Origin of the sequence: Bacillus sp. GbtcB14, assembly GCF_019091205.1 — a bacterium.
GTDB classification, from domain to species: domain Bacteria; phylum Bacillota; class Bacilli; order Bacillales; family Bacillaceae_G; genus Bacillus_A; species Bacillus_A cereus_AG.
Genome location: NZ_JAGXJT010000002.1, coordinates 251,130 through 275,877, shown reverse-complemented (window position 1 = coordinate 275,877; position 24,748 = coordinate 251,130). Strand labels below are relative to the sequence as shown.

Genomic DNA, 24,748 nt, shown 5'->3' with positions numbered 1-24,748 from the left:
AAGTGCGAGCATAAGCAACTACAGGAATTGAAACAGGTAGGTGGTCCTATATTAATGGTGTGTATAAAATGTAATCAAATCCTTAAAGTGTCCAAAGAGGCCAGTACAAAAATAAAGTAAAAAAGAATGAAACGCATGTATTCCTAGTGTGTGATGAACAAAATCCCAACTGATTGAAGTTTCACTTTATGAAAAGAAAAGAATAGAAAGATCTAAAAAAAACATCTCATATCATATGGGATGTTTTTTAGTATGGTTCTGTCGCATGTATTACGACGTCTAATAAACCGGGGAATCTAGCATGTAAGTCATCCTCACGAATTGAAATGAAACGCTGTGTTCCTTCAAGGCGTGTATACATAACACCGGATTCACGTAAAACTTTGAAATGGTGAGATAAAGTTGATTTCGCAATTGGAATGTTTAACGCACCACAAGATTGTTCATGTTTCTCTAGTAGCATAGTTACAATTTGTAAACGAATTTGATCGCTAAGTGCATATAAGACTGAAGAGAATTGAATTTCTTCTCGATTCGGATGGTATAGTGTTCGCATTATTTCACCTACTTGTATAAGTTGTTCTAGTTGCACTATAGCATATAAAGTGATATATTTCTATTGTTCGATTATATTCGAACAATAGAAATATAGGGGGAGAAAAAATGAAGTATACAAAATTGCAAAAGGCAGGACTACATATTTCAAAGTTAGGGTTAGGAACAAACGCTGTAGGGGGACATAATTTATATGCTGATGTGAATGAGGAAGAAGGAAAACGATTAATAGAAGAAGCTATCCAGCAAGGGATTACATTTTTTGATACAGCAGATTCATACGGTTTCGGTAGATCAGAGGAATTAGTAGGAGAAGTATTGAAAGGAAAACGCCACGAAGTTGTACTTGCTACAAAAGGTGGAATACAGCCGTTATTAAATGGAGAGGTTTATATTAATAATGAACGAAGCTATTTAAGAAATGCTGTGGAAAATAGCTTAAGAAGATTACAAACTGATTATATTGATTTATATTATTTACATTTTACAAATCCAGAAACAAGTTACATAGATTCAATTGGTGAACTTACTCGCCTAAAAGAAGAAGGGAAAATTCGTGCAATTGGAATATCAAACGTAAACGTAGAGCAATTAAAAGAAGCGAATCAGCACGGACAAATAGATGTTGTACAATCACCGTATAATGTGTTGGATCGTGCTGCTGGGGAAGAACTTTTGCCGTATTGTATAGAATCAGGTATTTCATTTATTCCATACGGACCTCTTGCCTTTGGGATACTAGGTGGAAAATATACAGAAGATTTTAAATTGAACGAAGGAGATTGGCGTCAAAGTGTAAATCTATTTGAAGAAAATACATATAAGAGCAACTTTAAAAAAGTTGAGAAGTTAAAAGGATTAGCTAAAGAAAAAAATATCGAAGTATCACATTTAGCTTTAGCGTGGCTATTAAACCAAAAAGGAATTGATACTGTTATTCCTGGTGGAAAACGAGCGGAGCAAATAAGAGAAAGTGTAAGAGCTGTGGAAGTTTCATTGATTGAAAAGGTAATGAAAGAAATTGAATCTATTTTAGAAGCTTAGTTGAGAAGAGGGGTAATTCCCTCTTTTTATATAAAAGGAGAAGGTTTAAATGAAAAGAGTACTAGCTGTATTCTTTACGATCATGTTTATGATAGGTACAGATACTTTCTTAATTTCACCACTTTTACCGACATTACAACAGGTGTATCATGTTTCAACTGAGCTATCAGGATGGATGGTGAGTTCATATGCTTTAGGATACGCTGGATTTGCACTTATTGCTGGTCCTATATCAGATGGCTTAAACAGAAAAAAAGTAATGGTAATAGGAATGAGTTTTTTTGCGTTAAGTACGTTTTTATGTGGAATGGCACCGAGTTTTCTATGGATGCTAGCATTTAGATTTTTAGCAGGTGTAAGTGCAGCCTTTGTATCTCCACAAGTGTGGGCATCTATTCCGCTTCTTATAGAGAAAGAGCAAATTGTAAAGGCAATTGGAATTGCAACAGCAGGGTTATCAATCTCCCAAATTTTAGGGCTGCCAGTTGGGGCGTATTTGGCAATGATACACTATACAACACCATTTTTCATTATTGGTCTATTATCAGCACTACTTGTCATTCTTATCTATGTAGTATTACCAGAAATACAACCGGTTCATATAGGTGGAAGTAAAACAAACATCTTAAAGCGTTATAAACAATTACTTACTGATTCAAAGGTTTCACTTTCTTATTTTGCATATTTTGTTTTTCAAACTGGTAATTTTGCAGCATTTTCATTCTTTGGCGTATGGCTTTCCATTCAATTTGGCTTACAAGTTCATGAAATAGGAACAGCTATGCTCGTATTAGGATTAGGAAATTTAACAGGGAATATTTTTGGTCCTAGAATCGTAAATAAAATTGGTTATAACCTTTCTTTTTATGGTGGAATTGTATTTACAGCAGTGCTATATGTCATACTTCCTCATGTAAAGAACATTATATTGGTGGAGTTATTGTTTTTTGTTTTGTTTTTTGTGACAGGAATTTTATTTGTATTAATGATGAGACACTTACAAAACATGTCTAGTGTAGCAAGAGGGACAGGAGCCGCGCTTGCAAATGCTTCTATGTATATCGGTCAAATGATTGGAGCGGCAATAGCAGGAATGTTATTTGCAGCATCTCACAATTTTATACTTATAGGTAGCTTTACTGCGTTACTATATATAGGAGCTTTATTTTTGTTTAGAAAAAGTGAAAAACTTAATGAAAATAGTGAAACAGGAATTGTATCCTAAAGCCTTTAAAAATAAATCGGAGAAATCCAAAAAATAAAAATCCCTAAAGAGATAGGGATTTATATATCGGCATATAGTTCCTTGGAAAAGGATATACTTAGTTTAACATATAGGACTACTTATATTTGTGAAATAGATGTGAAAGTAATGTGAAAAATACCGTAATAAAAAGCACTGTTTTAGTTAATTTACTAAAACAGTGCTTTTCTTTTTGATTGAACAGTTGCTGCGTTTTCATCATGTATTCCAGCTTCTTCAATAACTCGTTTTTTTACTTTATTTAATAGATGGTCTACTGCCTCACCAAAATAGTTAGCTTCGCTTTTTGTGCGGGCTTCTCGTAAACATTTATAGTTTTCTAGCAGTTCCTCTTTTTCAGTGTTTGTTAAGAAATCTTCTATTTTCTTTTTTGTCATACGAAACACCCTTTCTTCTGACAAACGACGCAATAGAAAATATTTATTGTTTATTATAGCAATAATTTTTAAAGAAAGTATACACTAACGTCGTAATAATTTGTCAATTTCTTGAATCTTCTCATCAGCTTTCCCAATTTGTGTATTTTTAGCTTGCTCACCACCAAGCGCTTGGTGTAGTAAGAAAGTCTGACCAGAAATAGCAGTCACAATGGATACTTTTATAATTTCTTTTATTAAGGTGACATCGAATAGAACGAGTCCAAGCAGTGCAGCTAGACTACCAGTGAAAATATCAGTCAAAAACCCAAAGTGAAAAAAAGTTTTCAAACGGCGTGGAAGCAATAACTTGCCTTGGTTATTGATAAGATGGGAAACGAAACCAGTAATGCCACCAACGAGCACAGCAGTTAGCCATTGATACATTTCCATCGAATCCACTCCTTTTAGTGAATAAGATTCGATTATTTTATATTGATTCCTTTTAATATTTCATAGAAGCATATTGAGAAAGTTTGTTTGGTTTTCTTCTATATTCAATTTAATTATAACAGAAAAATCTGATATATTTTAGTCTATTATATGAAGAGGTTATTCCTTAATATGAATGTAGAAAGGGGCGCGTGAGATGAATATAGATTATCGAATAAGAAGTGTAGATGGTTATACAAAAAATATAGGGGAATTAGTAAGCATGCTGGAGCATACGAGGGCTGTAACATTACAGGAAATAAAAGATCTATCAGTTGAGCAATTAGATTTAATTATGCCGAGTGGGGGAAATTCCATCGGAGCGTTATTGAAGCATATAGCAGCTATAGAAAAAGCCCATCAACTTATTTCATTTCAAGAGCGCGACTTTACAAAAGAAGAATTAGAAATATGGGAAGACGCTCTGTATTTAGGGGAAGCAGGGAGAACAATCCGTGGTCATGATATACAGTATTATGTACAACTTTTACAGAAAATTCGAGAGGAAACAATAGAGTGTTTGAGACAAAAGGATGATGAATGGCTAATGTCAGAAAGAAAGTGGCCTAATGGCGTAGCGTATAATCAGCACTACCTTTGGTTTCACGTGCTAGAAGATGAAATTAGTCATCGTGGACAAATTAGAATGCTAAAAAATAAATTATTTGAAAATTACGTTAAATAAGGTAGCTTTTTAACGGGATATTCCATATAATGAGAGTAATTAAAATTAGAACGGGGTGATGTATTATGGCGAAATTAACTTATATGAATAGTAAACCAAATACAAAGGTGGACGGAAAGGGCGATACTCTATAAGTGAGCGCACAATCCTTCCACTGAGTTCAAACTAGGGAGGATATCAATTTGAATCAAAATATTTTAGAATCGTTCGGCTGGGATTCTTTTTTTGAAGAACAAGCTGTTGAGAACTATGAAGTAGGACGTATTTTACTTGAGCATAAGCATATATATCGAATTATTTGTAATGATGGTGAATATATGGCAGAGCTGTCTGGAAAGTTTCGACATGAAGCAGTAACCAAGGGAGATTATCCAGCTGTTGGTGATTGGGTGTATATAAAGAAAATAGAGAATGAAAAGAAAGCAATTATTCATCGTATTTTTCCGAGAAGAAGCTCTTTTTCTAGACAAGAGGCTGGTACTCGAACGGAAGAACAAGTAATAGCAGCAAATGTAGACTATCTATTTTTAGTGAATGCACTTAACCATGATTTTAACGTAAGAAGAATGGAACGCTATTTACTATTAGCGTATGAAAGCGGTGCGATGCCTGTTATTGTTTTAACAAAGAGTAGCTTATGTGAAGACGTGGAACAGAAAATTGTAGAAACGGCAGCTGTGGCAATTGGTGTTCCGATCTTCGTTGTTGATAGTTTAGAGCATGCTGGTATTAAATCGTTGCAGCAATTTGTTTCTTCTGGGAAAACAATTGCTCTAGTCGGATCATCCGGGGTTGGAAAATCCACTTTGCTAAATGCGCTTATAGGAATTGAAGTAGCAAAAACGGGAGATATTCGTGAAGAAGATAGTAAAGGAAGGCATACGACAACGCATCGTGAATTGTTCCGATTACCGAGTGGTAGTTTAGTTATTGATACTCCTGGTATGAGGGAACTGCAGCTTTGGGAAGGAAGCGATGCAATTCAAACAACATTTTCTGATATTGAAGAACTAGCAAAAACGTGCCATTTTAGGGATTGTAAGCATGAAAATGAGCCAGGGTGCGCAGTGCATCATGCAATTGATAACGGAATTATTACGATAAATCGTTTGCAAAGCTATAAAAAACTACAAAGAGAACTGGCGTATTTTAAGAGAAAACAAGATGCTGTTCTTGCAAGGACAGAGCGTGATAAGTGGAAAAAGATTTCTAAACAGCATAAAAAAATGTAAAAAGCCAAAGGGTGGTTCCCTTTGGTTTTTTGCTTTTGTAAATTTTATAATAATATTATTCATATATATAGACAAAGGGAAATTAATTGTTTAAACTTTACAAAGTATTCATCATAATAGGTTATGAAAATAATAATTCGGGAATGGGAAATATGTATAATTCACTAAATTTAACTTTTGAAATTGAAAAGCAGGAGGTTTGTAATGGGTAGACTATTAAATTGGTTTCGTGATATGAAAGTAGCAAAAAAACTACTAATTTCATTTTTTGTCATTTTAATTGCGGCTGTCTCTATTATCGGAGGCATGTCTTATCAAACGGCTAAAAAGAATTTTGAATCACAAATTACGAGCAGTGCTCACGACAATATAAAAATATTAGATAATTTAATCAATCAAATGATTGATGCAAAATTTAATGATGTCAATAATTTTGCACGGGTGATTCAAAGTAATATGTATCAAGGGGATAATCAAGATGAATTAAGAAAAATGTTATCTCAATATATCAATTTGAATAAAGATGTTGAACAAGTATACGTTGCTGGGAATGATAAGAAATTTGTGCAAGAACCAAATATACAAATGGCAGCAGACTATGATCCAACAGAACGTTCTTGGTATAAAGATGCAGTCGCAAAACAAGGTGGTATTGTAATTACTGAGCCGTATAAGGCACAAGGAAATGGACATATTGTCGTAACGATTGCAAAACAAGCAGAAGATAAAAACGGTGTTGTAGCGGTAGATTTAAGTTTAGATAATTTATTAAAAACAACAAAGTTAATCAATATTGGTAAAAAAGGATATGCTTTCATTTTAGATGGGAAACAAAAAATAATTGCACATCCTCAAGAGAAATCAGGAGAAAAAGCATCTGATTCTTGGGCGAAGCAAATTTATGAAGATAATCATGGTGCTTTTTCATATATGTATGACGGTAGCGAAAAACAAATGGTATTTTCTACAAATGTAAAAACAGGTTGGAAAATCAGTGGGACGATGTATTCAAATGAAGTAATTGAAGCTGCGCAGCCTGTATTTTATAATATGTTAATTGTTATGTTCATTTCATTAGTTATAGGCGGGGCACTTATTTATTTTGTGACACTTTCTATAACGAAGCCATTAAAAAGATTAGTTGTTACTTCTAAAGAAATAAGTGAGGGAGATTTAACGCAAACCATCGAAATTCATTCTAATGATGAAATTGGTCAACTTGCAAAAGGATTTAATGAGATGACTGATGCATTGCGAACGTTAATCGGGAGAATTAATACTTCGGCTGGACATGTTGCAGCAGCATCAGAAGAGCTAACGGCAAGTGTAAGACAAGCGAGTGAAGCGACTGAGCAAATTACAATGGCAATGGATGAAATATCGAGCGGGGCAACAACGCAAACGACAAGTGTAGAAAATGGTGCAATGTTACTATTTGATGTAACAGAAGGAATTCAGCACGTAGCAAATAGTTCATCATCAATTAGTACGGCTTCTGCTCATACTCGTGAAAAAGCAGAAGATGGTGGGAAACTAGTCGGAAAAACAGTAAATCAAATGCAGTCTATTGCAGAATCTGTTTCACAATCAGATGAAGTTATACAGTTATTAAATAATAAATCCAAACAAATTGGTGACATACTAGAAGTAATTCAAAATATTGCAGATCAAACAAATCTTCTAGCTTTGAATGCGGCAATTGAAGCTGCAAGAGCAGGAGAGCACGGAAGAGGATTTGCAATCGTTGCAGATGAAGTACGTAAATTGGCGGAGAAGTCTAGCGTATCTTCTAGTGAAATTAGTAAATTAATATGTGAAATACAAGATGACATGGGTAAGACTGTAAAATCTATGAGTCATGTAAATGAAGAAGTTCAATCTGGACTTGTTATTGCGAATGAAACGAAGCAAAACTTTACTGAGATTTTACAATCTACAAATGAAATTGCAAATCAAATTAAAACGATGGTTGTAACGGCTAACGGGATGTCAAAAGGTGCAAATGAAGTGTCTATTTCAGTAGGTCAAATTGCAATGACAGCACAGAATAATGCGACGAGTACTCAAAACGTTGCAGCATCAGCAGAAGAACAACTAGCGTCCATAGAGGAGATTAGTTCTGCGGCTGGTACATTATCTCAAATGGCTGAAGAGTTACAAGGGTTAATTGAAAGATTTAAAGTTTAACATAAGACAGGCTATCTCCAAAATAGCAGTATGCTATTGGAGTAGTCTGTTTTTATTATGTAAAATGAAATGAAATGAGATTGAGAGTATCTTTATACTATTTAAAGGTATATTTTGTATAATATTTGTCGAAAAATAGAGGTATTTGTTAAGTTTGTGTATAATTATATTCATATAAAATGCAAATAAAGGAGATTACTATGGGAGTTTATTGGGGTACTAAAAGACATTCTTGGCTTAGTTATGTCTCATTTTGGTTAAGTATTTCATTTTTTATTGTCTTTCTAATTGAAGTGTTTATTTTAAAAACACTTTCGAATAGTTCGGTGCAAATTGTTAAATATTTTTATTTTATACTTGTACCAGTAAACATCTTTCTTAGTTTAAAGTTACTCTTTAAGAAGAATGAAAAGAAAGCATTACCTATTTTTAGTTTCATTGTCTCATTATTATTTACAATTTTAATACTAGTATTAGCGTTAGCAGCTACTGGGAAATTCTTTTAAGGAGAGTGTTATAAGTCACTCTTCTTTTTTGTTATTGCAAGGAAATAATAAGTGGAGGATGGACAAAGAAATAGTTAATTGAATTTTAGTATAATTCTAAATATTTATGATGATATTAAGAAATGAAATATGAGACAATTCACATAGTGAGGAAGAAAATTAGGTGTTTTATATGCGTTTATGAAGCAAATGAATACGGTAAGAACGGTGATATATGGTACAATACATATGGATAGTGATAGAGATAAAGGGTATATAAAATACTCATCGTTTTTTAGTAAGAGAGGGGTTATCTTATGCTATACGAGGATTTGATGACATTATTTCAAGCAGCTCCGAAAGAAGAAGGTAGAGGCGGCTGGAAATATATAATCCAGGAACGAAATGATAAATATGAAATTGTTGATGAAATGTTGAAAAATCAAATGAGTGTTGAATTGTATTTTAATGAATATGATGAGGTGAAAATCACTTTATATAAAGATGGAATGCCTATTTCGACGATGCAAAGAATTGCGATTTCAAAAGTTGAATTAGACGAAGAGGAAGAAGGGATTCAATTCATTTTAGAACGCATGCCTAGTCGGATGATTCGGTTGCAATTAAAACCATATTTGGCATTGGAAATGGGTCCGTACTGGGAAGTATGTGATGATTGTGAATGAACATAAAAGAAGCATCCAATAACATGGATGCTTCTTTTATGTCTTTTGAAGTTGTTTAAAAGCGATAATCGGAAGTAAAATGATGCTGACCCATCCGATTATAGGATATAGAATGTGGAGTAATTCACTGTAACCAACGTAACTAAAGCAATAACTTATGAGTAAAATGAAGAAAATAATATTGTTACTTTTCCATCTAGTGATGGATTGCATTTGTTTTGTCATTCCGAACACATTACCAACTAAAGTTGTGAACACTTCACCGAAAATGATAAGAACAAAGAAAAAATGAAAAGTTGCATTGAATTTTCTTATGACTTCAGCCATTGGGATGTTATATTGATAAAATTGGTCGACAGATAAGATAGCTAAATGGCTGCATAATAAAATTAGAGAAAGTCCTGCACCACCTAAAATACCGCCCCATAGAATGGCCTTTCGATCTTTTACTTCACTGGCTAACGGGACGAGAACGCTTTGAGCGAGAGAAAGATTTAAGGCGACATATGTAATAGGACTAGTAATCCACTTCATATTCCAGCTTTCTGCAGGGATAGTGTTACTAATAGGAGTTGTACCGTGAAAAAAAGTTGTAATAGCAAGTCCGATAATGAAAATCATCATAATAGGTACGACAAGTGTATTAACTTCAAAAACCCCTTGTAATCCGCGACTACCTATAATGAGACAGGCGATCACTGTAATGAAAATGCCGAGTTGTCTTGGTAAACGAAGTTGTTCTTCAAATACTGCCCCAGCTCCTGATAACATAACGCTTGTTACACCAAATAATACGAGTAATAATAGTGTATTTACAACATTTCCAACTACATCCCCAAATAAGTATTTGTTAAATTCTTGCGCTGAAAATGCACCGATTTGTGATGAAAGTAACATCATCTTTGTGCCAAGCCAAATAAAAAAAAATCCACTTACACATATGCCAATTGTTCCATAAAATCCGTTCACTGTAAAAAATTCAACAATTTCTCGTCCAGTAGCAAATCCAGCTCCAACGACTGTTCCTATATAAGTAGCAGCGACTTTCTTTGCTACTTGCCATTGTTGATTGTCCATGTTATCCCTCTTTCTACTACGATGAGCTTGATTTACTATTATGCATATGTATGAGCTTGGACAATTAGACGTATGAAGTGTTTGAAAACATACATGAATTAAAAGATATTAGGGAAGTATTAAAGGTGTTAAAACTTTGTTACATATGAGCCAATCGTTCGAAAGGATAGGAAATGTATGGTAACATGTAATTAGGTTATTAAAAGATAAACATTATGAAATGATAAGAGGAGTGGATTGTATGAGTACGAAAACAAATGTTGTTGAAGTATTAAACAAGCAGGTAGCAAACTGGAATGTGTTATATGTGAAACTACATAATTATCACTGGTATGTGACAGGACCACACTTCTTTACGTTACATGAGAAATTTGAAGAGTTTTACAATGAGGCTGGAACAAATATTGATGAATTAGCAGAACGTATTCTAGCGTTGGAAGGTAAACCGCTAGCAACAATGAAAGAATATCTTGCAACATCTAGTGTGAATGAAGGGACAAGCAAGGAATCTGCAGAAGAAATGGTGCAAACATTAGTGAATGATTATTCTGCACTTATTCAAGAATTAAAAGAAGGCATGGAAGTTGCTGGTGAAGCTGGCGATGAAACATCAGCGGACATGTTGTTAGCGATTCATACAACATTAGAACAACATGTATGGATGCTAAGTGCATTCTTAAAATAAATATAAGTATATAAAGAAAAAAGTCATTGAAAAATTCTTTCAATGGCTTTTTTTGTAATTTTTCAGTTTTCTTTTATGCTATAATATAGTAAAAAGGAGGCGATGCGATGTTTCGCTTTTTCAGAACTGGAAAAGAAGAGCGTGAAATTACGAAAGATGAATTAGAACAAGCGATGGCTAAGTTTCTAGAAAAGAATGCTAATATTGTTTATACAGTATTAGTAAATGATGATTATACAGTAAATTATGATTTGTTAAAACCGTATTTACTTGCATTTCCAACAAATAGTTTTCTTATTACGAAGGAAACGCTTGAGGTATTTGAACATACAGAAGAAAATCTAAACCTAGTTAAAGAAATTGATATCGTACAAAAAGCAGTAGATCAATACGTAACAGAAAAAGAAATGTTTCCAATCGTTGAAGGTAGTGAAGATCGCCTTATATGCGGGATGAAATTAGGGCCGTATTTAAATCGTATATTAAAAAGAGACTTATATATTTCAGAAAAACATTATTTAGTTTCAAGTAAACCAGACAGAAAAAAACAAAAGAGTGGGTAGATGTATTGAAAACAACAATAAATATATTGTTGTCTTTTTTTGTTTATGAAAATATTGAAATTTCGTTCTATTCCGTTTTACACTAAACTTATTGGACGAAGAGGAGTAATGATTAAGTATTGTTAGCTCGAGTTATATATAGTGATTACAGAATGGTATAAAGGTTTGAGAACTAAATATGATAAAAGATTACGGGGGAATGGGAGTATGAAAAATAGTATGACTTATATTCAATTATTAAATGAAACGTTACATCGTTACGCAAATAAAGGAAGTTTGGAAGCGTATACTTATATAATGGAGCATGCGAAAGGTATAGTGGGGAATGAGGCACAAATATATAATTTTAAATATGCGCTAGCGGGTGCGGCAGGACTTGAAGAAGAAGCGCTACATCTAATGAAGGAAGCTATTATAGAAAAGGGTTTTTGGTATGGAAATGAGTATTTAATTTCCGACGACGATTTAAAACCACTACATAAATTTGAAGAGTTTCAAAAAATGGTTCAATTATGTAAAGAAAGAGAAGAATTAGCAAAGAAAACAGAACGAGCAGACGTGAAATATATAGACAGTAAGAAAAAAGAAAAACTGTTTATTGCAATGCACGGTGATCAAGAAAATATAGGGATAATAGAACCATATTGGAAAACTGTTTTGACACAAGATTATACGTTAGCTTTACCACAATCTTCGCAAATTCAGTTTTCAGATGGGTTTGTGTGGGATGATATACATAGAGGGGAAGAAGAATTAAAAGAGCATTACGTTACGTTTATAAAAAATCATACAGTAGAAAGTGTAATAATTGGTGGTTTTTCTGCTGGTGCAAGAGTAGCTTTGTATACGATTTTACAAAAAAATATAGATGTAGATGGTTTTATTTTTATGGCGCCGTGGCTTCCAGAGATTGAAGAATGGCATGAGTTATTGGAAGTGCTACAAGATAAAAATATAAAGGGATATATAGTGTGCGGGGATCAAGATGAAGATTGTTTCGAATGTACGCAGCAACTTGTACAATTATTAAGAGATAAGAATATAGAACATGAGTTTAAAGTTGTACCTAATTTAAAACATGATTATCCTGAGGATTTTGATGAACTATTAAAAGAAGCTATTGAATATATAGACGACAAACATAATAAGTAGTAAAAAAGGGAGATGCATCATAATTGATGTATCTCCCTTTTTTCATTATAAATGAAAAGCATTTGCTAGTAAGCGATAAGAATTCAATTTATCTTCAAATCGATGAGTAATTGTGACAATCATAAATTCATCAGTATTGTACGCTTTGCTTAAGTTTACGATTTGTTCTTTCACAGAAGATGGATCACCAACGATCATACGTTGACGATTTTCTTTTATACGAAATAAATCATAAGCGCTGTATGAATAATTTTGTGCAGTTTCGATAGAAGGAGTACCAGTTGTACGCTTTCCTTGTTCTAGTAATAAAATCGATAAATCTAAACTAGAAGCAATTTTTTCCGCCTCTTCATTCGTTTCTCCGCAAATAACAAAAATAGAGACGATTGATTTTGGTTTATCTCCTAAATAAGAAGGTTGGAACTGTTCCTGATAAGCCTTCATTACTTCAGGGCCACCGTATCCGTTAATGAACTGTGCGAATGCAAAAGAAGCACCTTGTCTTGCGGCGATCATTGCACTCTCTCCGCTAGAACCAAGCATCCACATCTCGGGAGATGTTGGAATGACAGGAGTAGCCTTTAAATTTGCATAATGATGGTTTTCTGGTACTTGATCATGTAAGTACATTGCAACATCTGCAATTTGCTCTGGGTATTGATCAAGTGAGATCATTTTTCCTTCTTGCAGTGCGCGAGTTGCAATTGGCATACCACCAGGTGCTCTGCCGACACCAAGGTCAATACGATTTGGATAAAGCGCTTCTAAAACGCGGAAGTTCTCAGCAACTTTATATGGGCTATAGTGCGGCAACATAACACCACCTGAACCAACTCTCATACGATCCGTTTTTGCTGCAATATGAGAAATAAGTATTTCAGGACTTGAACCAGCAAGGCTGACAGAGTTGTGATGCTCAGATACCCAAAAGCGTGTATATCCGAGTTTTTCAACTTCTTGCGCAAGCGTAACTGTATGTGAAAAAGCTTGGGCTGCTGTACTACCATCTGAAATAGGTGATTGGTCTAATACACTTAATTTGATCATAGAATATACCTCTCAATCTTAATGTACATCCTATTATATATTTACTTACGAAAAATGCGTAATAAAATGCTCAAAATAAAAAGTTGATAAACCACCTATCCACTTTTAACGAGGAAAGCCTCGTTCATAATGATTCATTTCGACTAAATTTAATATATATTCGTAGTTATCAATCTCAAGTTTTAGTTGTTCACGCTCTTTTTTAGATAGATGCTTACAACTAAGTTTGTTGCATAGTTGGTGTTTCTTTCCTTCTAAATACTTCTTTGTAGCGTGGTAGTCGTAAGTTTTTTTCATTTTCAACCACTCCTTCGTTGCTGTTGCTATATTATACGAAGCGTGAAGAGATGTGAAAGCTACCTCTTATGTACTTTTAGTGAATATTCCACTTGCTATGTTGTTATGTTTATAGGAATTTATGAATAAAATGCACTAAACCACTAATGCCCATTTTATGAAGTAAGGGGTGGAATTGTGCAGAAAGATATAATGTATAACACTGAGATGGATGAAACGTTAAAAGTTATAAATAAAGGGTTAAAGAAGACGACACGTTCGAAACAAATTATAGTAGTAGGGGCCGGTATGGCTGGGTTGGTTTCGGCATCTTTATTAAAGGCTGCAGGACATGATGTGAAGATTTTTGAAGCAAACAACCGGGTAGGTGGCCGCATAGAGACGGTTAGAATGGAAGATACCGGATTATATTTAGATGTTGGAGCAATGAGAATTCCGTATTCGCACACATTAACGATGGCATATATAAGAAAATTTGGGCTACAGGTGAGCCCGTTTATTAATAGGAATGAGACTGATATTATTTACGTAAATGGCCGAAAAACGACATTAAAACAATACGAAAAAGATCCAAGTATATTAAAGTATCCTGTAGAAATGAATGAGGTCGGGAAAACGTCTGAAGAGCTATTATTGCTAGCGGTACAGCCCATTATAAATTTTATAAAAAAGAACCCAGAGAAAAATTGGGATGTTGTAGTAAAGGATTTTGGGAGATACTCTACAGGACAATTTTTAAAGTATCATCCTTATCAATATAATACGTATTTCTCGCCAGTAACAATTGAGATGATCGGTGTCCTATTAGATTTAGAAGGTTTTTTAGAAAGGTCATTTGTTGAGACACTACGCTTTTTATACATTATGCAGGAGGAGAGTGGATTTTGTGAAATAGTAGGCGGAAATGATAGATTACCAAAGTCTTTCTTACCACAATTAGAAGAAAATATTATATATAATCAAAAATTAATGAAGCTACATCAGCACGATAACGGTGTGACAGCTTTTTACCGGAACGAGGAAACTTTTGAGTATAGTAGTATTACAGGGGATTTAGTTATTATTACAATTCCATTTTCGACAATGCGATTTGTGGAAGTAGATCCATTTGATTCTATATCTCATGAAAAATGGAAAGCAATTCGTGAATTGCATTATATGCCAGCAACGAAAATAGGAATTCAATTTAAAAGTCGATTTTGGGAAGAACAAGGACAGTTAGGTGGGAGAATTATAACGGATTTACCAATTCGTTATGCCTATTATCCAAGTCACGGAATTGGAAAGAAAGGACCTGCTATGATGTTAGGCAGCTATACATGGTCTTATGATGCGTTGTTATGGGATGGGTTATCAAAGGGAGATCGTATCTATTACACATTACAAAATTTAGCGACAATATTAGGCGGTCAAGTATATGATGAGTTCATGTCTGGCATATCAAAAAGTTGGACATTGGATCCATATGCACTTGGAGGATTTGCGCTATTTCAGGCAGGTCAAGAATCTGAGCTACAACCAGCGATTGTCAAACCAGAAGGAAGAATATTCTTCGCTGGAGATCATACAACGTTATATCATGGATGGATACAAGGTGCGATTGAATCTGGAGTTCGTGTAGCGGTAGAGGTGAATAATTAAAATGTGTAAAATTCAGAAATTTCTTTACTGTATAGGTTGAGATGGATATTATTATATATAAAAGAATTAAAAGGAGTGTTGAAAGTGAATCCGTTATTATTCGATTTTCCTTCTGAATTTTATACTGAAAGGCTATTTATTCGAATGCCGAAACCGGGTGACGGTAAAGCTGTATACGATGCAATTCAAGCTTCTATGAAAGAATTAAAACCATGGATGGTTTTTGCACAAAAAGAGCAATCAGAGGAAGAAGTAGAAGTGAGTATCAGAAAATCGCATATTCAATTTTTGCAGCGTGAGGATTTAAGATTACTAGTTTTTTCGAAAGAAACAGGTGAATTTATTGCATCAGCTGGATTGCATCGTATTAATTGGGATATACCTCAATTTGAAATTGGGTATTGGATTGATTCAAGGTTTAGTGGAAAGGGTTATATGCTAGAGGCTGCAAAGGGTATAACGGATTATGCTTTTTCTGAGCTGAAAGCAAACCGCGTAGAAATTCGATGTGATTCTTTAAATAAGAAGAGTAGAGCGATACCTGAGAAATTAGGATTTAAGTTAGAAGGTACATTGGAAAGTGCGAGTGTAGCAGTAAATGAAAAGGGATTAAGGGATATGTGTGTATTTGCCATGACTAGAAATACATATGAAAAAGAAGAGCTGTAAAGAAACAGCTCTTCTTTTTGTGTATTATGGTACAGGATGTCCATTAGAACTTTCGAAAATTGTAAACCATTGTTGACGATCTAAATCAACTTTTGTAGCAAGAGCGGCTGTTTTAACACGATCTAATTTACCAGATCCAACGATTGGCATCATGTTAGCTGGATGAGCAAGCAGCCATGCATACATAACTGTATCGATGCTAGTAACATCTAGTTCAGTAGCAACCTTCTGTAAAGCTTCACGTACACGTACGGCACGTTCTGATTGACCAGTAAAGATTTCTCCGCCAGCAAGAGGCGACCAAATCATTGGATTGATTCGTTTTTCTTGGCATAAATCAATTGTTCCTTTTTCGAAATGCTCAAGATGCATTGCAGATACTTCAATTTGATTTGTAATGATCGGGAAATCTAAATAAGAACTTAACATATTAAACTGTGAAGGTAAAAAGTTAGATACACCGAAGTGACGGACTTTTCCTTCTTGCTTTAAGCGTGAGAACGCTTCTGCTACTTCATTTGGATCCATAAATGGATCAGGGCGATGAATGAGAAGTACATCAATATAATCTGTATGTAAGTTTTGTAATGAGTCTTCCGCGCTTTTTATTATATGTTCAGCACTTGTATTGTAGTGCGCAACATATCGCTCTGGAAATTTTGGTGATGGGGGAGCGATTCCACATTTTGTGATGATTTGCATGTTTTCACGTAAGGAAGGCTTTAATTGTAATGCCTCTCCGAACAGTCCTTCACACGTATAACCACCATAAATATCAGCGTGATCGAAAGTAGTAATCCCCATATCCATGCATTCTTCAATAAAAGAAAGTAATTCTTGTTTCGTCATATTCCATTCTGCTAAACGCCAAAAACCTTGAATAATACGAGAAAATTCTAGTGTTTCGGCCATTTGAACTCGTTCCATTATAAGTACCCCCTTGAGGAATAAATAATTTTTTGAAAAGGCTTTCTTGCTATGTATTATTATATAGTTACAGTGTCGTACTTACAATAAATATGTTTTGCTACAAAAACGATTTTCTCTGTATGCTATAATGTAGAAACATATAGCTATAAGGAGATGTAATGGATGATTCCAGTAACAATATTAACGGGTTTTCTAGGGTCAGGGAAAACAACATTATTAAATCGTATTTTAACAGAGAATCACGGTAAGAAATTAGCGGTAATTGTAAATGAAATAGGGCAAATTGGTATTGATAATCAGTTGATTATGAATGTGGAAGAAGAAATTATGGAAATGACAAACGGTTGTCTATGCTGTACTGTACGGGAAGATTTACTTGTCGCTTTAAAACAATTATTGGACGTAAAAGCAGAAGGGAAAATGGATTTTGATGGATTAGTAATTGAAACGACTGGTCTTGCAAATCCAGGTCCGATTATTCAAACATTCTTTTTAGATCCTGTGATTCAATCTGCATACCAAATTAACGGTGTTGTAACAGTAGTAGATAGTTACCATATACATAAACATTTTGAAAAAGGACTAGAAGCAAAGGAACAAATTGCATTTGCTGATGTCGTTTTAGTAAATAAATTAGATTTAGTGGATGAAAGTGAAAAGGAAAATCTATTGCAGGAACTGCAAGGTATTAACCCAACTGCAAAGTTAATCGAGGCGACTAACTGTGATGTAGATATTCCATCGTTACTACAAATTCAAACGTTTAAAACGAAAGATACGTTACAAATTTATCCTCATAAAGAGCATAATCATCTAGAAGGCGTAAAGTCGTTTGTACTACGCGAAGAGCGACCGTTAGATTTACAAAAACTAAATGAGTGGATGTCAGCTGTCGTTCAAGAGCTAGGAGAGTATTTATATCGCTACAAAGGAATTTTATCGATTGATGGAGTAGATAAACGTATCGTTTTCCAAGGTGTGCATACACTGTTTGCTGCATCATATGATAGAGAGTGGCAAGTGGGCGAAGAACGAGTAAGTGAAGTTGTGTTTATCGGAAAAGATATTAATAAAGAATGGTTCCAAGAACATTTTGAAGAGTGTGTGAAATAAGCCTGCGTATATTGCAGGCTTTTTTGTTTACTAAAATTGGAATTTGTATTAAAGTATTCTAAAAATACTAAACATTTAGTATTTTTAGGGTAGGGGGATAAAAAGTGCGTTTAATGATTCTTGGATTGCTTACTAAAAGGGAGTCGCTATCTGGTTATGAAATACAGCAGGCTCTACATATGGTGCAAAGTAGTAAATGGGCAGAGGTGTTCCCGGCTTCTATTTATCACGCGCTAAAAAAAATGACAAATGAGGAATTAATTCAAGTAAAAGCAATTGAAATGACTGGTAGACGTTCAAAAACGATATATTGTATTACAGAAAAGGGAAGTCAAGAATTTAAAAGACTATTAAAGGAGTCGTTTCAAAAGTCATCAGTTGTGTTTCCGAAACATTTATATACAGCATTAACTTTTTTTTCAGAAGAAGAGGGGATGAGAGAAGAGATTTTAGAAGCTCTAGATGAACAGAAAAGAGAAATATTAGCTACTTATGAAGAAATGAGGGAAGGAGAAAGACTGAAAGATCATGTGCCAGAGTATGTGAAACTTATTTTCGAAAATATGTATGAACAATGTGAGATGCAACTTCGATTTATTCATAAGTTAGAAAAACTATTGTAAAAATAAAAATATGGTGGGAAGAATATGAAAATCGATCATCTTGTTGTAAATGTAAATAAAGAAATACAAGAAAATAAGGAAATGATTAAAAACGTACATTCTATTGGACTTCCATATGTTCCGAAATGGGGAAAGGGAACGAAGGGCTTTAAAGTATCTAACGTATGGATTGGAAAAGAATATTTAGAATTAGTAAGAGTAAAAACAAAAGATGGTGGTGGCTGGCTACAAGAGTGGGTTCAGAAATATTATGCTGGCCATCGAGGACTTATCGGATTGGCAATTGATGTTGAAAATATAGATAAAGTGTATGAAAAAATGATAGAAGGTGGAATTGAAATTACAAAACCAGAACCATTACAATATAAGTGGGTTTTTAATTTGTTTAAGAAAACTATGCCATGGAAAAATGCATACATACAGCCGATGAAGGGGATGCCGTTTCAATTCTTTCTACAACAAATGGACGATCAAAAGAGCAGAGAATATATGGAGAAATATATGTATCCAAATAGTGTGGAACAGGGCATTTCAGGAATAATTGCGGTGAAACTGTATGGAGAAATAACAAATGAAGATAGAGAAATAATTAGTTGTCTATTTTCAGATGTTACAAATGAGGAAGAAGAAATAATAATTCATTTAAACAATCAAGTAATTCATTTAATTCAATCGAATGAGCATTTTACGGAGGTAATACTAGATTGCAAAAGCGAAGCACATAGGGAGAAGAAATTAAATATAGAAAATGTGACATTGATAAATAAATAATAAAAAGCCTGTTTTCACAGGCTTGTATGTTCATCTAATAATAACTCCATTACAACACCTACAACTGGGCCTTCGTCATCAATATCGCCATTTAAGCGGAAGCCAAATGACTCGTATAATCCCATTGCGAGTTTGTTGTCTGGATGTAAACTTAAATAAATTATTTTACATTCAAATTTATCTTGTAAGAATTGAATGAGTATGCGAAGGAAACGTTTTGCATATCCTTTTCCTTGATATTGCTCGTCAATCATAAAGCGATCTAACCATACGCTTTTACGTTTTTCCGAATACCATCCGTACATTGCATATCCTACAAGTGTTTCTCCATCGTATAAACCTATTGACGTTCCGTTTCCTTCAAATAATGATTCTGCTAGAGAAAACGCATTGCTTTCAATAAATTGCTGCTGGTCTTTTGCGACGTTTAAAGCAGCTACTGAACGCCAATTTTTTTCTGTTACTTCACAAATGTGAAGAGTCATAATTCCAACTCACCTTCTAAATTAATATAGCTTAAAAGCTAATATGGATAATTTTACTTGTTATTTTGGTCAAGTCAAGTAAGAACAAATAAAAAAGAAGCTGCATGACATATGCAGCTTCTTTAAAAAAATGATTAGTTAGTAGCTTCTTTCAATGTGTTTACGTTTTCTTCCATTAAAGTGAAGTAGTCTTTATTGTTCTTCGCATCGTCTTCAGAAATAGTAGCAAGATGATTTAAGCGCAAAATTTTTGTACCCGTTTCTTTTTGAATGACAGATGCTACTTTTGGAGTAGAGAAAGTTTCAAATAAAATATATTGTAGATTATGTTCTTTTACTGTTTTTGTAATGTCAGCAAGCTGTTTTTGAGATGGTTCATCAGAAGCTGAAATACCCGCGATAGCAATTTGTTTTAGGCCATAGCGTTGCTCCCAGTATCCATAAGCCGCATGAGAAACTAAAATATCTTTCGTTTTTGCATTCGCAACAGCTGCTTTAAATTGATCATCTAAATCAGTAAATTTTGTTTGCAGTGCTGCGAAGTTTTTTTCGAACTCTTGTTTATGGTCAGGTTGTAATTCTACAAGTGCATTTTTAATTTTTTCTGCCTGTTTCATTGCTAAAGTAGGATCTAACCAAATGTGCGGGTCTTTATCGTGATGATGTTCATCCTCTTTATGGCCGTCTCCGTGATCATGATGCTCCTCTTCAGTAGAAGTACGCAGTTCAATACCTTTTGATGCATTTACAATTTTAACATTCTCTTTTTGCAATGCTTTTTCCATTTTTTCAGCAAATGGTTCTAATTCAGCACCGTTATAAACGAATAAATCGGCTTTTGCAACTTGTACGGTTTGTTTTTGACTTGGTTCAAATGTATGAGAATCTGCACCAGGTGGGTAAATCGCTTCAACAGTTACGTAGTCGCCACCAATTTTTTTTGCGAAATCAGCAAGAGGAAAAATAGTTGTATAAACAGTTAGTTTTCCGTCTTTCTTGGCCTGACCTTCTTTTTTATTTGAGCAGCCAGTAAAAATTAAAGTGAAAATAAGTAAGAATGAAAATATAGTCAATCTTTTAGGCATGAAGTTCTCCTCTTTTCTTTTTTTACGGATATATTTTCCCCAATTATAGAAGAAAAATATCATTTTAATACAAAACGGAATAATTACGTTTTAGTTTGCGAACTTAGTATAATACATCTTTTATAAAGTTGCAATAAATAATAATCATTCCGATTTGTTTTTGTTATAAAGTTGTCAAATTTGGATGTATTATTTTTAGGAATGCATGCATATGTGACAACGTTACGTTCATATATTTGAAAGGAGGGTGTAGAGGGGGATGAGTGTTTGGGCTACTTAATGGAAGCTATTTTATTGATATTAGCGGTAGTATTCCCATTAGCATTAGTCTTAATTTTTTTAAGAAGATTAATAAGTAATTTAGGAGATGCATCAACAGTAACAAAATTACGAGAGAGAGATGAGAAAAAAGAGTGAGTAAAGCACTATGCGTACGCATAGTGCTTTACTTGTGGTAAAATGAGAGAAGGAAACTCCTAAAAGTTGTATTTTACTGAAGGAGAGAAAAGTAAAATAAGAGGTATATGCATATATGAATAAGCGAACAGCGTTAGTACTTGGTGCAAGTGGTTTAGTTGGACAAGAGATAACGCGTCTATTACTTGAATCAGATTACTACGATTCGGTTACTATTTTTGTAAGGGAACCAATGCAATGGCAACATGAAAAGTTACAGCAAAAGCAAATAGATTTTTCGATGTTAGAGGAATATAAAGAGTTTTTTGCTGTAGATGACGTATTTAGTTGTCTAGGAACAACAATCAAAAAAGCAAAAACAAAGGCAAATTTCAAAAAGGTAGATTATGAATATACGTTACGAGCTGCTTGTTTAGCTGAAAAACAAGGGGTACAAAATTTCCTTGTTGTGTCCTCAATGGGAGCAAATCCTAAATCGTTTTTCTTTTATTCGCAAGTTAAAGGGAAAATGGAAGAGGAATTACAAAAGTTAGTGATTGGTGGTATTCACATTTTTAGGCCCTCATTATTAGTAGGAAATCGACAAGAATTTCGTTTCAGTGAACGAATGGCTGAAAAGTTATCTCGTATGATTCCTTTTATATTTAAAGGGGCTTTCAAAAAGTATAAACCAATTTCAGCGAAAGATGTGGCGAAAGGGATGTATATCACTGCATTGCGAGAAGAAACGGGTATTTATATTTATAACTCAAATGAAATTACAACGATAGAATAACATGTGTTAAAAAAGTTTGAATCTTGAATGAATAGTAAATACATGTAGTTTAGCAATTATAAGAAAGTAAAAAAGAGTGGGAAGCCCACTCCTTTTTTACGATAATTTATTATGCAAATCGCATTTTTATCCCGCTATTTGTGGACAGCAACCCCCCGCGGATTAAAGTTTCACTTTATACATCTCCAATACTCTTAATCTTGTACGACAAGTGACCTCATTTATTACAATGCTATTTTTAGAGCCTGATTATACTAACGAATGATTTCGTTTTATAAGAATTTTTCACCTCATTTGAAAATATACTACTATCATGTATCCTTTGTTTTTAATGCCAAGAAATCATTAGAATATACTTCCCATTTGAAAGTAATCTATTTATATATTTGTCTGAGTGAAATCTGAAGGTGATTGGGTTCTGAAGATATAAAGGTCATATATATGTATTATTCTGTATTGCTTGAGCGATTGCAAAAGGAGGATATACGGATGAGTAAAAAAGAAATGTTGCAAAATGGAATTAAGCAAGTTTTTTACGAAGAAGCATGGTATCCACCTATATCAGATGCGTTAAAGGACCTTACCGCTACACAAGCGTGTTGGCAACCAGAAGGAAAGGCTAGTAATACAATCTGGGAAATTGTAAACCATTTACTTCATTTTAAAGAACGCCTACTTGCCCGCTTACACGAAGATGAAACATTTGTTGCACCACAAAATAATGATGAAACGTTTGTCCAAGGTAGATGTAATGATGAGGACTCTTGGCAACAAACAGTGTTGCGAACAATTCAAGTGCATGATGCTTTACAATCTGCATTAATATCCCTTCAAGAAGCAGAACTAAATCAATTAACTCCTTCTCTACCAATTTGGCAACAATATCAGAACATTTTTTTGCACGATGCTTACCATACAGGACAAATTGTACAACTTCGCAAGCTTCAAGGTTCATGGCCAGCGCATCGTTCCTATTTGTAAATGATACTTAAAATTGTTGGAGTTATAAACGAAACAAACGAATTAATATGTAAAATACTACTATATCAAAAAACAATTTCTCACTTAATCTGAGAAATTGTTTTTTTCGTAATCACGATTGTGGAATTTGATTTTTAACCCTGTAACATATTCAGAACGGGAGATAAATACATAAAAAAATAGGCGTATCAAGCAAAATGTTGATACACCTTAAAATGATATTATGAAATAATATACATTGTCTTGTAGTATACTTTTAATTTCTCTGTAAGTAGTCGTACATATTATTCTTTGTTTTATTTATTCGTATGGATTTTCCCTGGTGCTCGCTTGTATTGGTACGGTTCTTGTAACTCAAAGCCAAGTTCATTGGCGGCTATTCTTGGGAAGTAAGGATTGCGAAGTAACTCACGTCCGATAAAAATTAAATCTGCTTCGTTATTATTTAAAATTTGTTCTGCTTGTGCCCCGGTCGTAATCAATCCAACGGCCCCAGTTGCAATGTTAGCATGCTCTTTAATATGTTTCGCGTATTGTACTTGATACCCGGGATATACATCGATGTGTGCCGGCACAACAGCCCCAGAACTACAGTCGATTACATCTACCCCTTGTTCTTTCATCCATTTTGTATACTGAACGTAATCTTGAACCGTTAACCCATCAGGATGATAGTCATTTGCTGAAATACGAACGAATAACGGTCCGTTCCAAACTTCATTTATTGAGTCAATAATTTCACGTAAGAAACGATAGCGATTTTCAGGTGAGCCCCCATATTCATCAGTCCGCTTATTAGAAAGTGGAGAAAGAAATTCATTAATAAGATAACCGTGAGCACCATGTATTTCAATAACGTCAAATCCAGCTTTTTTTGATCGTATTGTAGCCTGCTGAAAAGCTAATATAGTATTTTTTATTTGCTGTATATTCAATTCTACTGGTATTTTCATTGTTTCATTAAACGGAATTGCTGATGGAGCGAGAGCATCCGTTTCTAATTCTGCTTTTCTTCCGGCGTGAGCGAGTTGAATGGCAGCTTTTGCACCGTTATCATGTATAAAAGTTGTCGTTTTATGTAAGCCTTCAATTAGGCTGTCATCCCATATACCTAAGTCTTTGTTAGAAATTCTTCCTTCAGGTAACACGGCTGTCGCTTCAATCATAACTAAACCAACTTGACCGGCAGCTCTCGTTCCATAATGAACGAGATGGAAATTAGTTACTTGGCCATCCTCGTTTTCTGATGAATACATGCACATAGGTGACATAACGATACGGTTTTTTAATGTAACGTCCTTAATTGTATAAGGTGAAAAAAGTTCGTAATTCATCCAATAGCCTCCTAGATTGAATTTTCTTACATTGTATCATTCTCTTTTTTGTTTTCCCTAATAAAACGCTTATACGAAAAATTTTGTCTATTCATGTTACAATAATTAATATGAATT

Annotated in this window: 28 protein-coding genes and 1 pseudogene; 19 read left to right on the top strand and 10 right to left on the bottom strand. The window is 34.1% G+C overall.

All coding sequences use genetic code 11. From position 1 onward, the window contains the following. Positions 1–247: 247 nt before the first annotated feature. Positions 248–556, bottom strand: coding sequence for an ArsR/SmtB family transcription factor (locus tag KVT31_RS06435; RefSeq protein ID WP_088096112.1), 309 nt, complete (start codon positions 554–556; stop codon positions 248–250). A gap of 107 nt (positions 557–663) precedes the next feature. Here KVT31_RS06435 and KVT31_RS06430 point away from each other — a divergent pair, with 107 nt between their 5' ends. Then, complete coding sequence (locus KVT31_RS06430) at positions 664–1,599, top strand: aldo/keto reductase (protein WP_088096113.1); 936 nt, start codon at positions 664–666, stop codon at positions 1,597–1,599. Between the two features lie 49 nt (positions 1,600–1,648). Further along, positions 1,649–2,824 carry an MFS transporter gene (locus KVT31_RS06425; protein WP_088096114.1) on the top strand — a complete coding sequence of 392 codons (1,176 nt, stop codon included), beginning with the start codon at positions 1,649–1,651 and terminating at the stop codon, positions 2,822–2,824. 191 nt (positions 2,825–3,015) lie between these two features. On the opposite strand, the gene KVT31_RS06420 is transcribed toward KVT31_RS06425, so the two are convergent. Beyond that, entirely contained in the window at positions 3,016–3,240 is a 225-nt protein-coding gene (locus KVT31_RS06420; protein WP_140392428.1) for a hypothetical protein, read from the bottom strand. Positions 3,241–3,324: 84 nt separating this feature from the next. Further along, positions 3,325–3,672 carry a DUF4257 domain-containing protein gene (locus KVT31_RS06415; RefSeq protein ID WP_000426320.1) on the bottom strand — a complete coding sequence of 116 codons (348 nt, stop codon included), beginning with the start codon at positions 3,670–3,672 and terminating at the stop codon, positions 3,325–3,327. Between the two features lie 196 nt (positions 3,673–3,868). Here KVT31_RS06415 and KVT31_RS06410 point away from each other — a divergent pair, with 196 nt between their 5' ends. From KVT31_RS06410 to KVT31_RS06390, 6 genes and pseudogenes are all read left to right on the top strand, one after another. Beyond that, positions 3,869–4,396, top strand: a complete 528-nt coding sequence (locus KVT31_RS06410; RefSeq protein ID WP_088096116.1) for a DinB family protein — start codon at positions 3,869–3,871, stop codon at positions 4,394–4,396. Positions 4,397–4,578: 182 nt separating this feature from the next. Further along, entirely contained in the window at positions 4,579–5,628 is a 1,050-nt protein-coding gene (gene rsgA, locus KVT31_RS06405) for a ribosome small subunit-dependent GTPase A (RefSeq protein WP_088096117.1), read from the top strand. 204 nt (positions 5,629–5,832) lie between these two features. Further along, positions 5,833–6,873: pseudogene (locus KVT31_RS30985) on the top strand (cache domain-containing protein); the annotation flags it as partial. Beyond that, the gene (locus KVT31_RS30980; protein ID WP_423779777.1) at positions 6,868–7,815 is read left to right on the top strand and encodes a methyl-accepting chemotaxis protein; all 948 of its coding nucleotides are present in this window, start codon (positions 6,868–6,870) and stop codon (positions 7,813–7,815) included. The pseudogene KVT31_RS30985 and the gene KVT31_RS30980, both read left to right, overlap by 6 nt. A 200-nt stretch (positions 7,816–8,015) precedes the next feature. Next, positions 8,016–8,321: a hypothetical protein gene (locus tag KVT31_RS06395; RefSeq protein ID WP_060490078.1), complete on the top strand. Its 306-nt coding sequence runs from the start codon at positions 8,016–8,018 to the stop codon at positions 8,319–8,321. Positions 8,322–8,617: 296 nt separating this feature from the next. After that, a complete protein-coding gene (locus KVT31_RS06390) occupies positions 8,618–8,986 on the top strand; it encodes a DUF3979 family protein (protein ID WP_088096119.1) in 369 nt (122 codons plus the stop codon). 36 nt (positions 8,987–9,022) lie between these two features. Here the strand turns inward: KVT31_RS06390 and KVT31_RS06385 are convergent, their stop codons facing one another. Next, positions 9,023–10,063, bottom strand: coding sequence for a YkvI family membrane protein (locus KVT31_RS06385; RefSeq protein WP_088096120.1), 1,041 nt, complete (start codon positions 10,061–10,063; stop codon positions 9,023–9,025). 241 nt (positions 10,064–10,304) lie between these two features. On the opposite strand from KVT31_RS06385, the gene KVT31_RS06380 reads away from it, so the two are divergent. From KVT31_RS06380 to KVT31_RS06370, 3 genes are all read left to right on the top strand, one after another. Further along, positions 10,305–10,748 (top strand): Dps family protein, encoded by a 444-nt coding sequence (locus KVT31_RS06380; protein ID WP_000105194.1) that lies wholly within the window; start codon positions 10,305–10,307, stop codon positions 10,746–10,748. Between the two features lie 107 nt (positions 10,749–10,855). Further along, positions 10,856–11,311 (top strand): DUF3939 domain-containing protein, encoded by a 456-nt coding sequence (locus tag KVT31_RS06375; RefSeq protein WP_048543159.1) that lies wholly within the window; start codon positions 10,856–10,858, stop codon positions 11,309–11,311. Positions 11,312–11,518: 207 nt separating this feature from the next. Next, the gene (locus tag KVT31_RS06370; protein WP_088096121.1) at positions 11,519–12,463 is read left to right on the top strand and encodes an alpha/beta hydrolase; all 945 of its coding nucleotides are present in this window, start codon (positions 11,519–11,521) and stop codon (positions 12,461–12,463) included. Between the two features lie 45 nt (positions 12,464–12,508). Here the strand turns inward: KVT31_RS06370 and KVT31_RS06365 are convergent, their stop codons facing one another. Both KVT31_RS06365 and KVT31_RS06360 read right to left on the bottom strand, forming a co-directional pair. Continuing rightward, on the bottom strand, positions 12,509–13,510 hold the full coding sequence (locus KVT31_RS06365) for an LLM class flavin-dependent oxidoreductase (protein ID WP_088096122.1): 1,002 nt from the start codon (positions 13,508–13,510) through the stop codon (positions 12,509–12,511). Between the two features lie 105 nt (positions 13,511–13,615). Further along, a complete protein-coding gene (locus KVT31_RS06360; protein ID WP_088096123.1) occupies positions 13,616–13,807 on the bottom strand; it encodes a DUF3896 family protein in 192 nt (63 codons plus the stop codon). Between the two features lie 177 nt (positions 13,808–13,984). Here KVT31_RS06360 and KVT31_RS06355 point away from each other — a divergent pair, with 177 nt between their 5' ends. After that, positions 13,985–15,448, top strand: coding sequence for a flavin monoamine oxidase family protein (locus KVT31_RS06355; RefSeq protein ID WP_098342802.1), 1,464 nt, complete (start codon positions 13,985–13,987; stop codon positions 15,446–15,448). Between the two features lie 84 nt (positions 15,449–15,532). Further along, positions 15,533–16,117 carry a GNAT family N-acetyltransferase gene (locus KVT31_RS06350; protein ID WP_088096124.1) on the top strand — a complete coding sequence of 195 codons (585 nt, stop codon included), beginning with the start codon at positions 15,533–15,535 and terminating at the stop codon, positions 16,115–16,117. Positions 16,118–16,141: 24 nt separating this feature from the next. On the opposite strand, the gene KVT31_RS06345 is transcribed toward KVT31_RS06350, so the two are convergent. Beyond that, entirely contained in the window at positions 16,142–17,044 is a 903-nt protein-coding gene (locus KVT31_RS06345; protein ID WP_088096125.1) for an aldo/keto reductase, read from the bottom strand. A gap of 165 nt (positions 17,045–17,209) precedes the next feature. Between KVT31_RS06345 and KVT31_RS06340 the strand changes: the two genes are divergently transcribed. From KVT31_RS06340 to KVT31_RS06330, 3 genes are all read left to right on the top strand, one after another. Continuing rightward, on the top strand, positions 17,210–18,160 hold the full coding sequence (locus tag KVT31_RS06340; protein ID WP_088096126.1) for a CobW family GTP-binding protein: 951 nt from the start codon (positions 17,210–17,212) through the stop codon (positions 18,158–18,160). Positions 18,161–18,264: 104 nt separating this feature from the next. Further along, positions 18,265–18,783 carry a PadR family transcriptional regulator gene (locus KVT31_RS06335; protein WP_088096127.1) on the top strand — a complete coding sequence of 173 codons (519 nt, stop codon included), beginning with the start codon at positions 18,265–18,267 and terminating at the stop codon, positions 18,781–18,783. Positions 18,784–18,807: 24 nt separating this feature from the next. Then, complete coding sequence (locus KVT31_RS06330; protein ID WP_088096128.1) at positions 18,808–19,554, top strand: VOC family protein; 747 nt, start codon at positions 18,808–18,810, stop codon at positions 19,552–19,554. Positions 19,555–19,568: 14 nt separating this feature from the next. Here the strand turns inward: KVT31_RS06330 and KVT31_RS06325 are convergent, their stop codons facing one another. Together KVT31_RS06325 and KVT31_RS06320 are read right to left on the bottom strand one after the other, a co-directional pair. Further along, entirely contained in the window at positions 19,569–20,039 is a 471-nt protein-coding gene (locus tag KVT31_RS06325; protein WP_088096129.1) for a GNAT family N-acetyltransferase, read from the bottom strand. 134 nt (positions 20,040–20,173) lie between these two features. Beyond that, a complete protein-coding gene (locus KVT31_RS06320; protein WP_088096130.1) occupies positions 20,174–21,124 on the bottom strand; it encodes a metal ABC transporter substrate-binding protein in 951 nt (316 codons plus the stop codon). 267 nt (positions 21,125–21,391) lie between these two features. On the opposite strand from KVT31_RS06320, the gene KVT31_RS06315 reads away from it, so the two are divergent. The 3 genes from KVT31_RS06315 (at position 21,392) to KVT31_RS06305 (ending at position 23,297) form a co-directional block, all read left to right on the top strand. Beyond that, positions 21,392–21,541: a hypothetical protein gene (locus KVT31_RS06315; protein ID WP_170930132.1), complete on the top strand. Its 150-nt coding sequence runs from the start codon at positions 21,392–21,394 to the stop codon at positions 21,539–21,541. Positions 21,542–21,656: 115 nt separating this feature from the next. Continuing rightward, on the top strand, positions 21,657–22,316 hold the full coding sequence (locus KVT31_RS06310; RefSeq protein WP_088096131.1) for an oxidoreductase: 660 nt from the start codon (positions 21,657–21,659) through the stop codon (positions 22,314–22,316). A 489-nt stretch (positions 22,317–22,805) separates the two neighbouring features. After that, positions 22,806–23,297 (top strand): DinB family protein, encoded by a 492-nt coding sequence (locus KVT31_RS06305; protein ID WP_088096132.1) that lies wholly within the window; start codon positions 22,806–22,808, stop codon positions 23,295–23,297. Between the two features lie 296 nt (positions 23,298–23,593). Here the strand turns inward: KVT31_RS06305 and namA are convergent, their stop codons facing one another. Then, positions 23,594–24,631 carry an NADPH dehydrogenase NamA gene (gene namA, locus KVT31_RS06300; RefSeq protein ID WP_088096133.1) on the bottom strand — a complete coding sequence of 346 codons (1,038 nt, stop codon included), beginning with the start codon at positions 24,629–24,631 and terminating at the stop codon, positions 23,594–23,596. Positions 24,632–24,748: the final 117 nt, after the last annotated feature.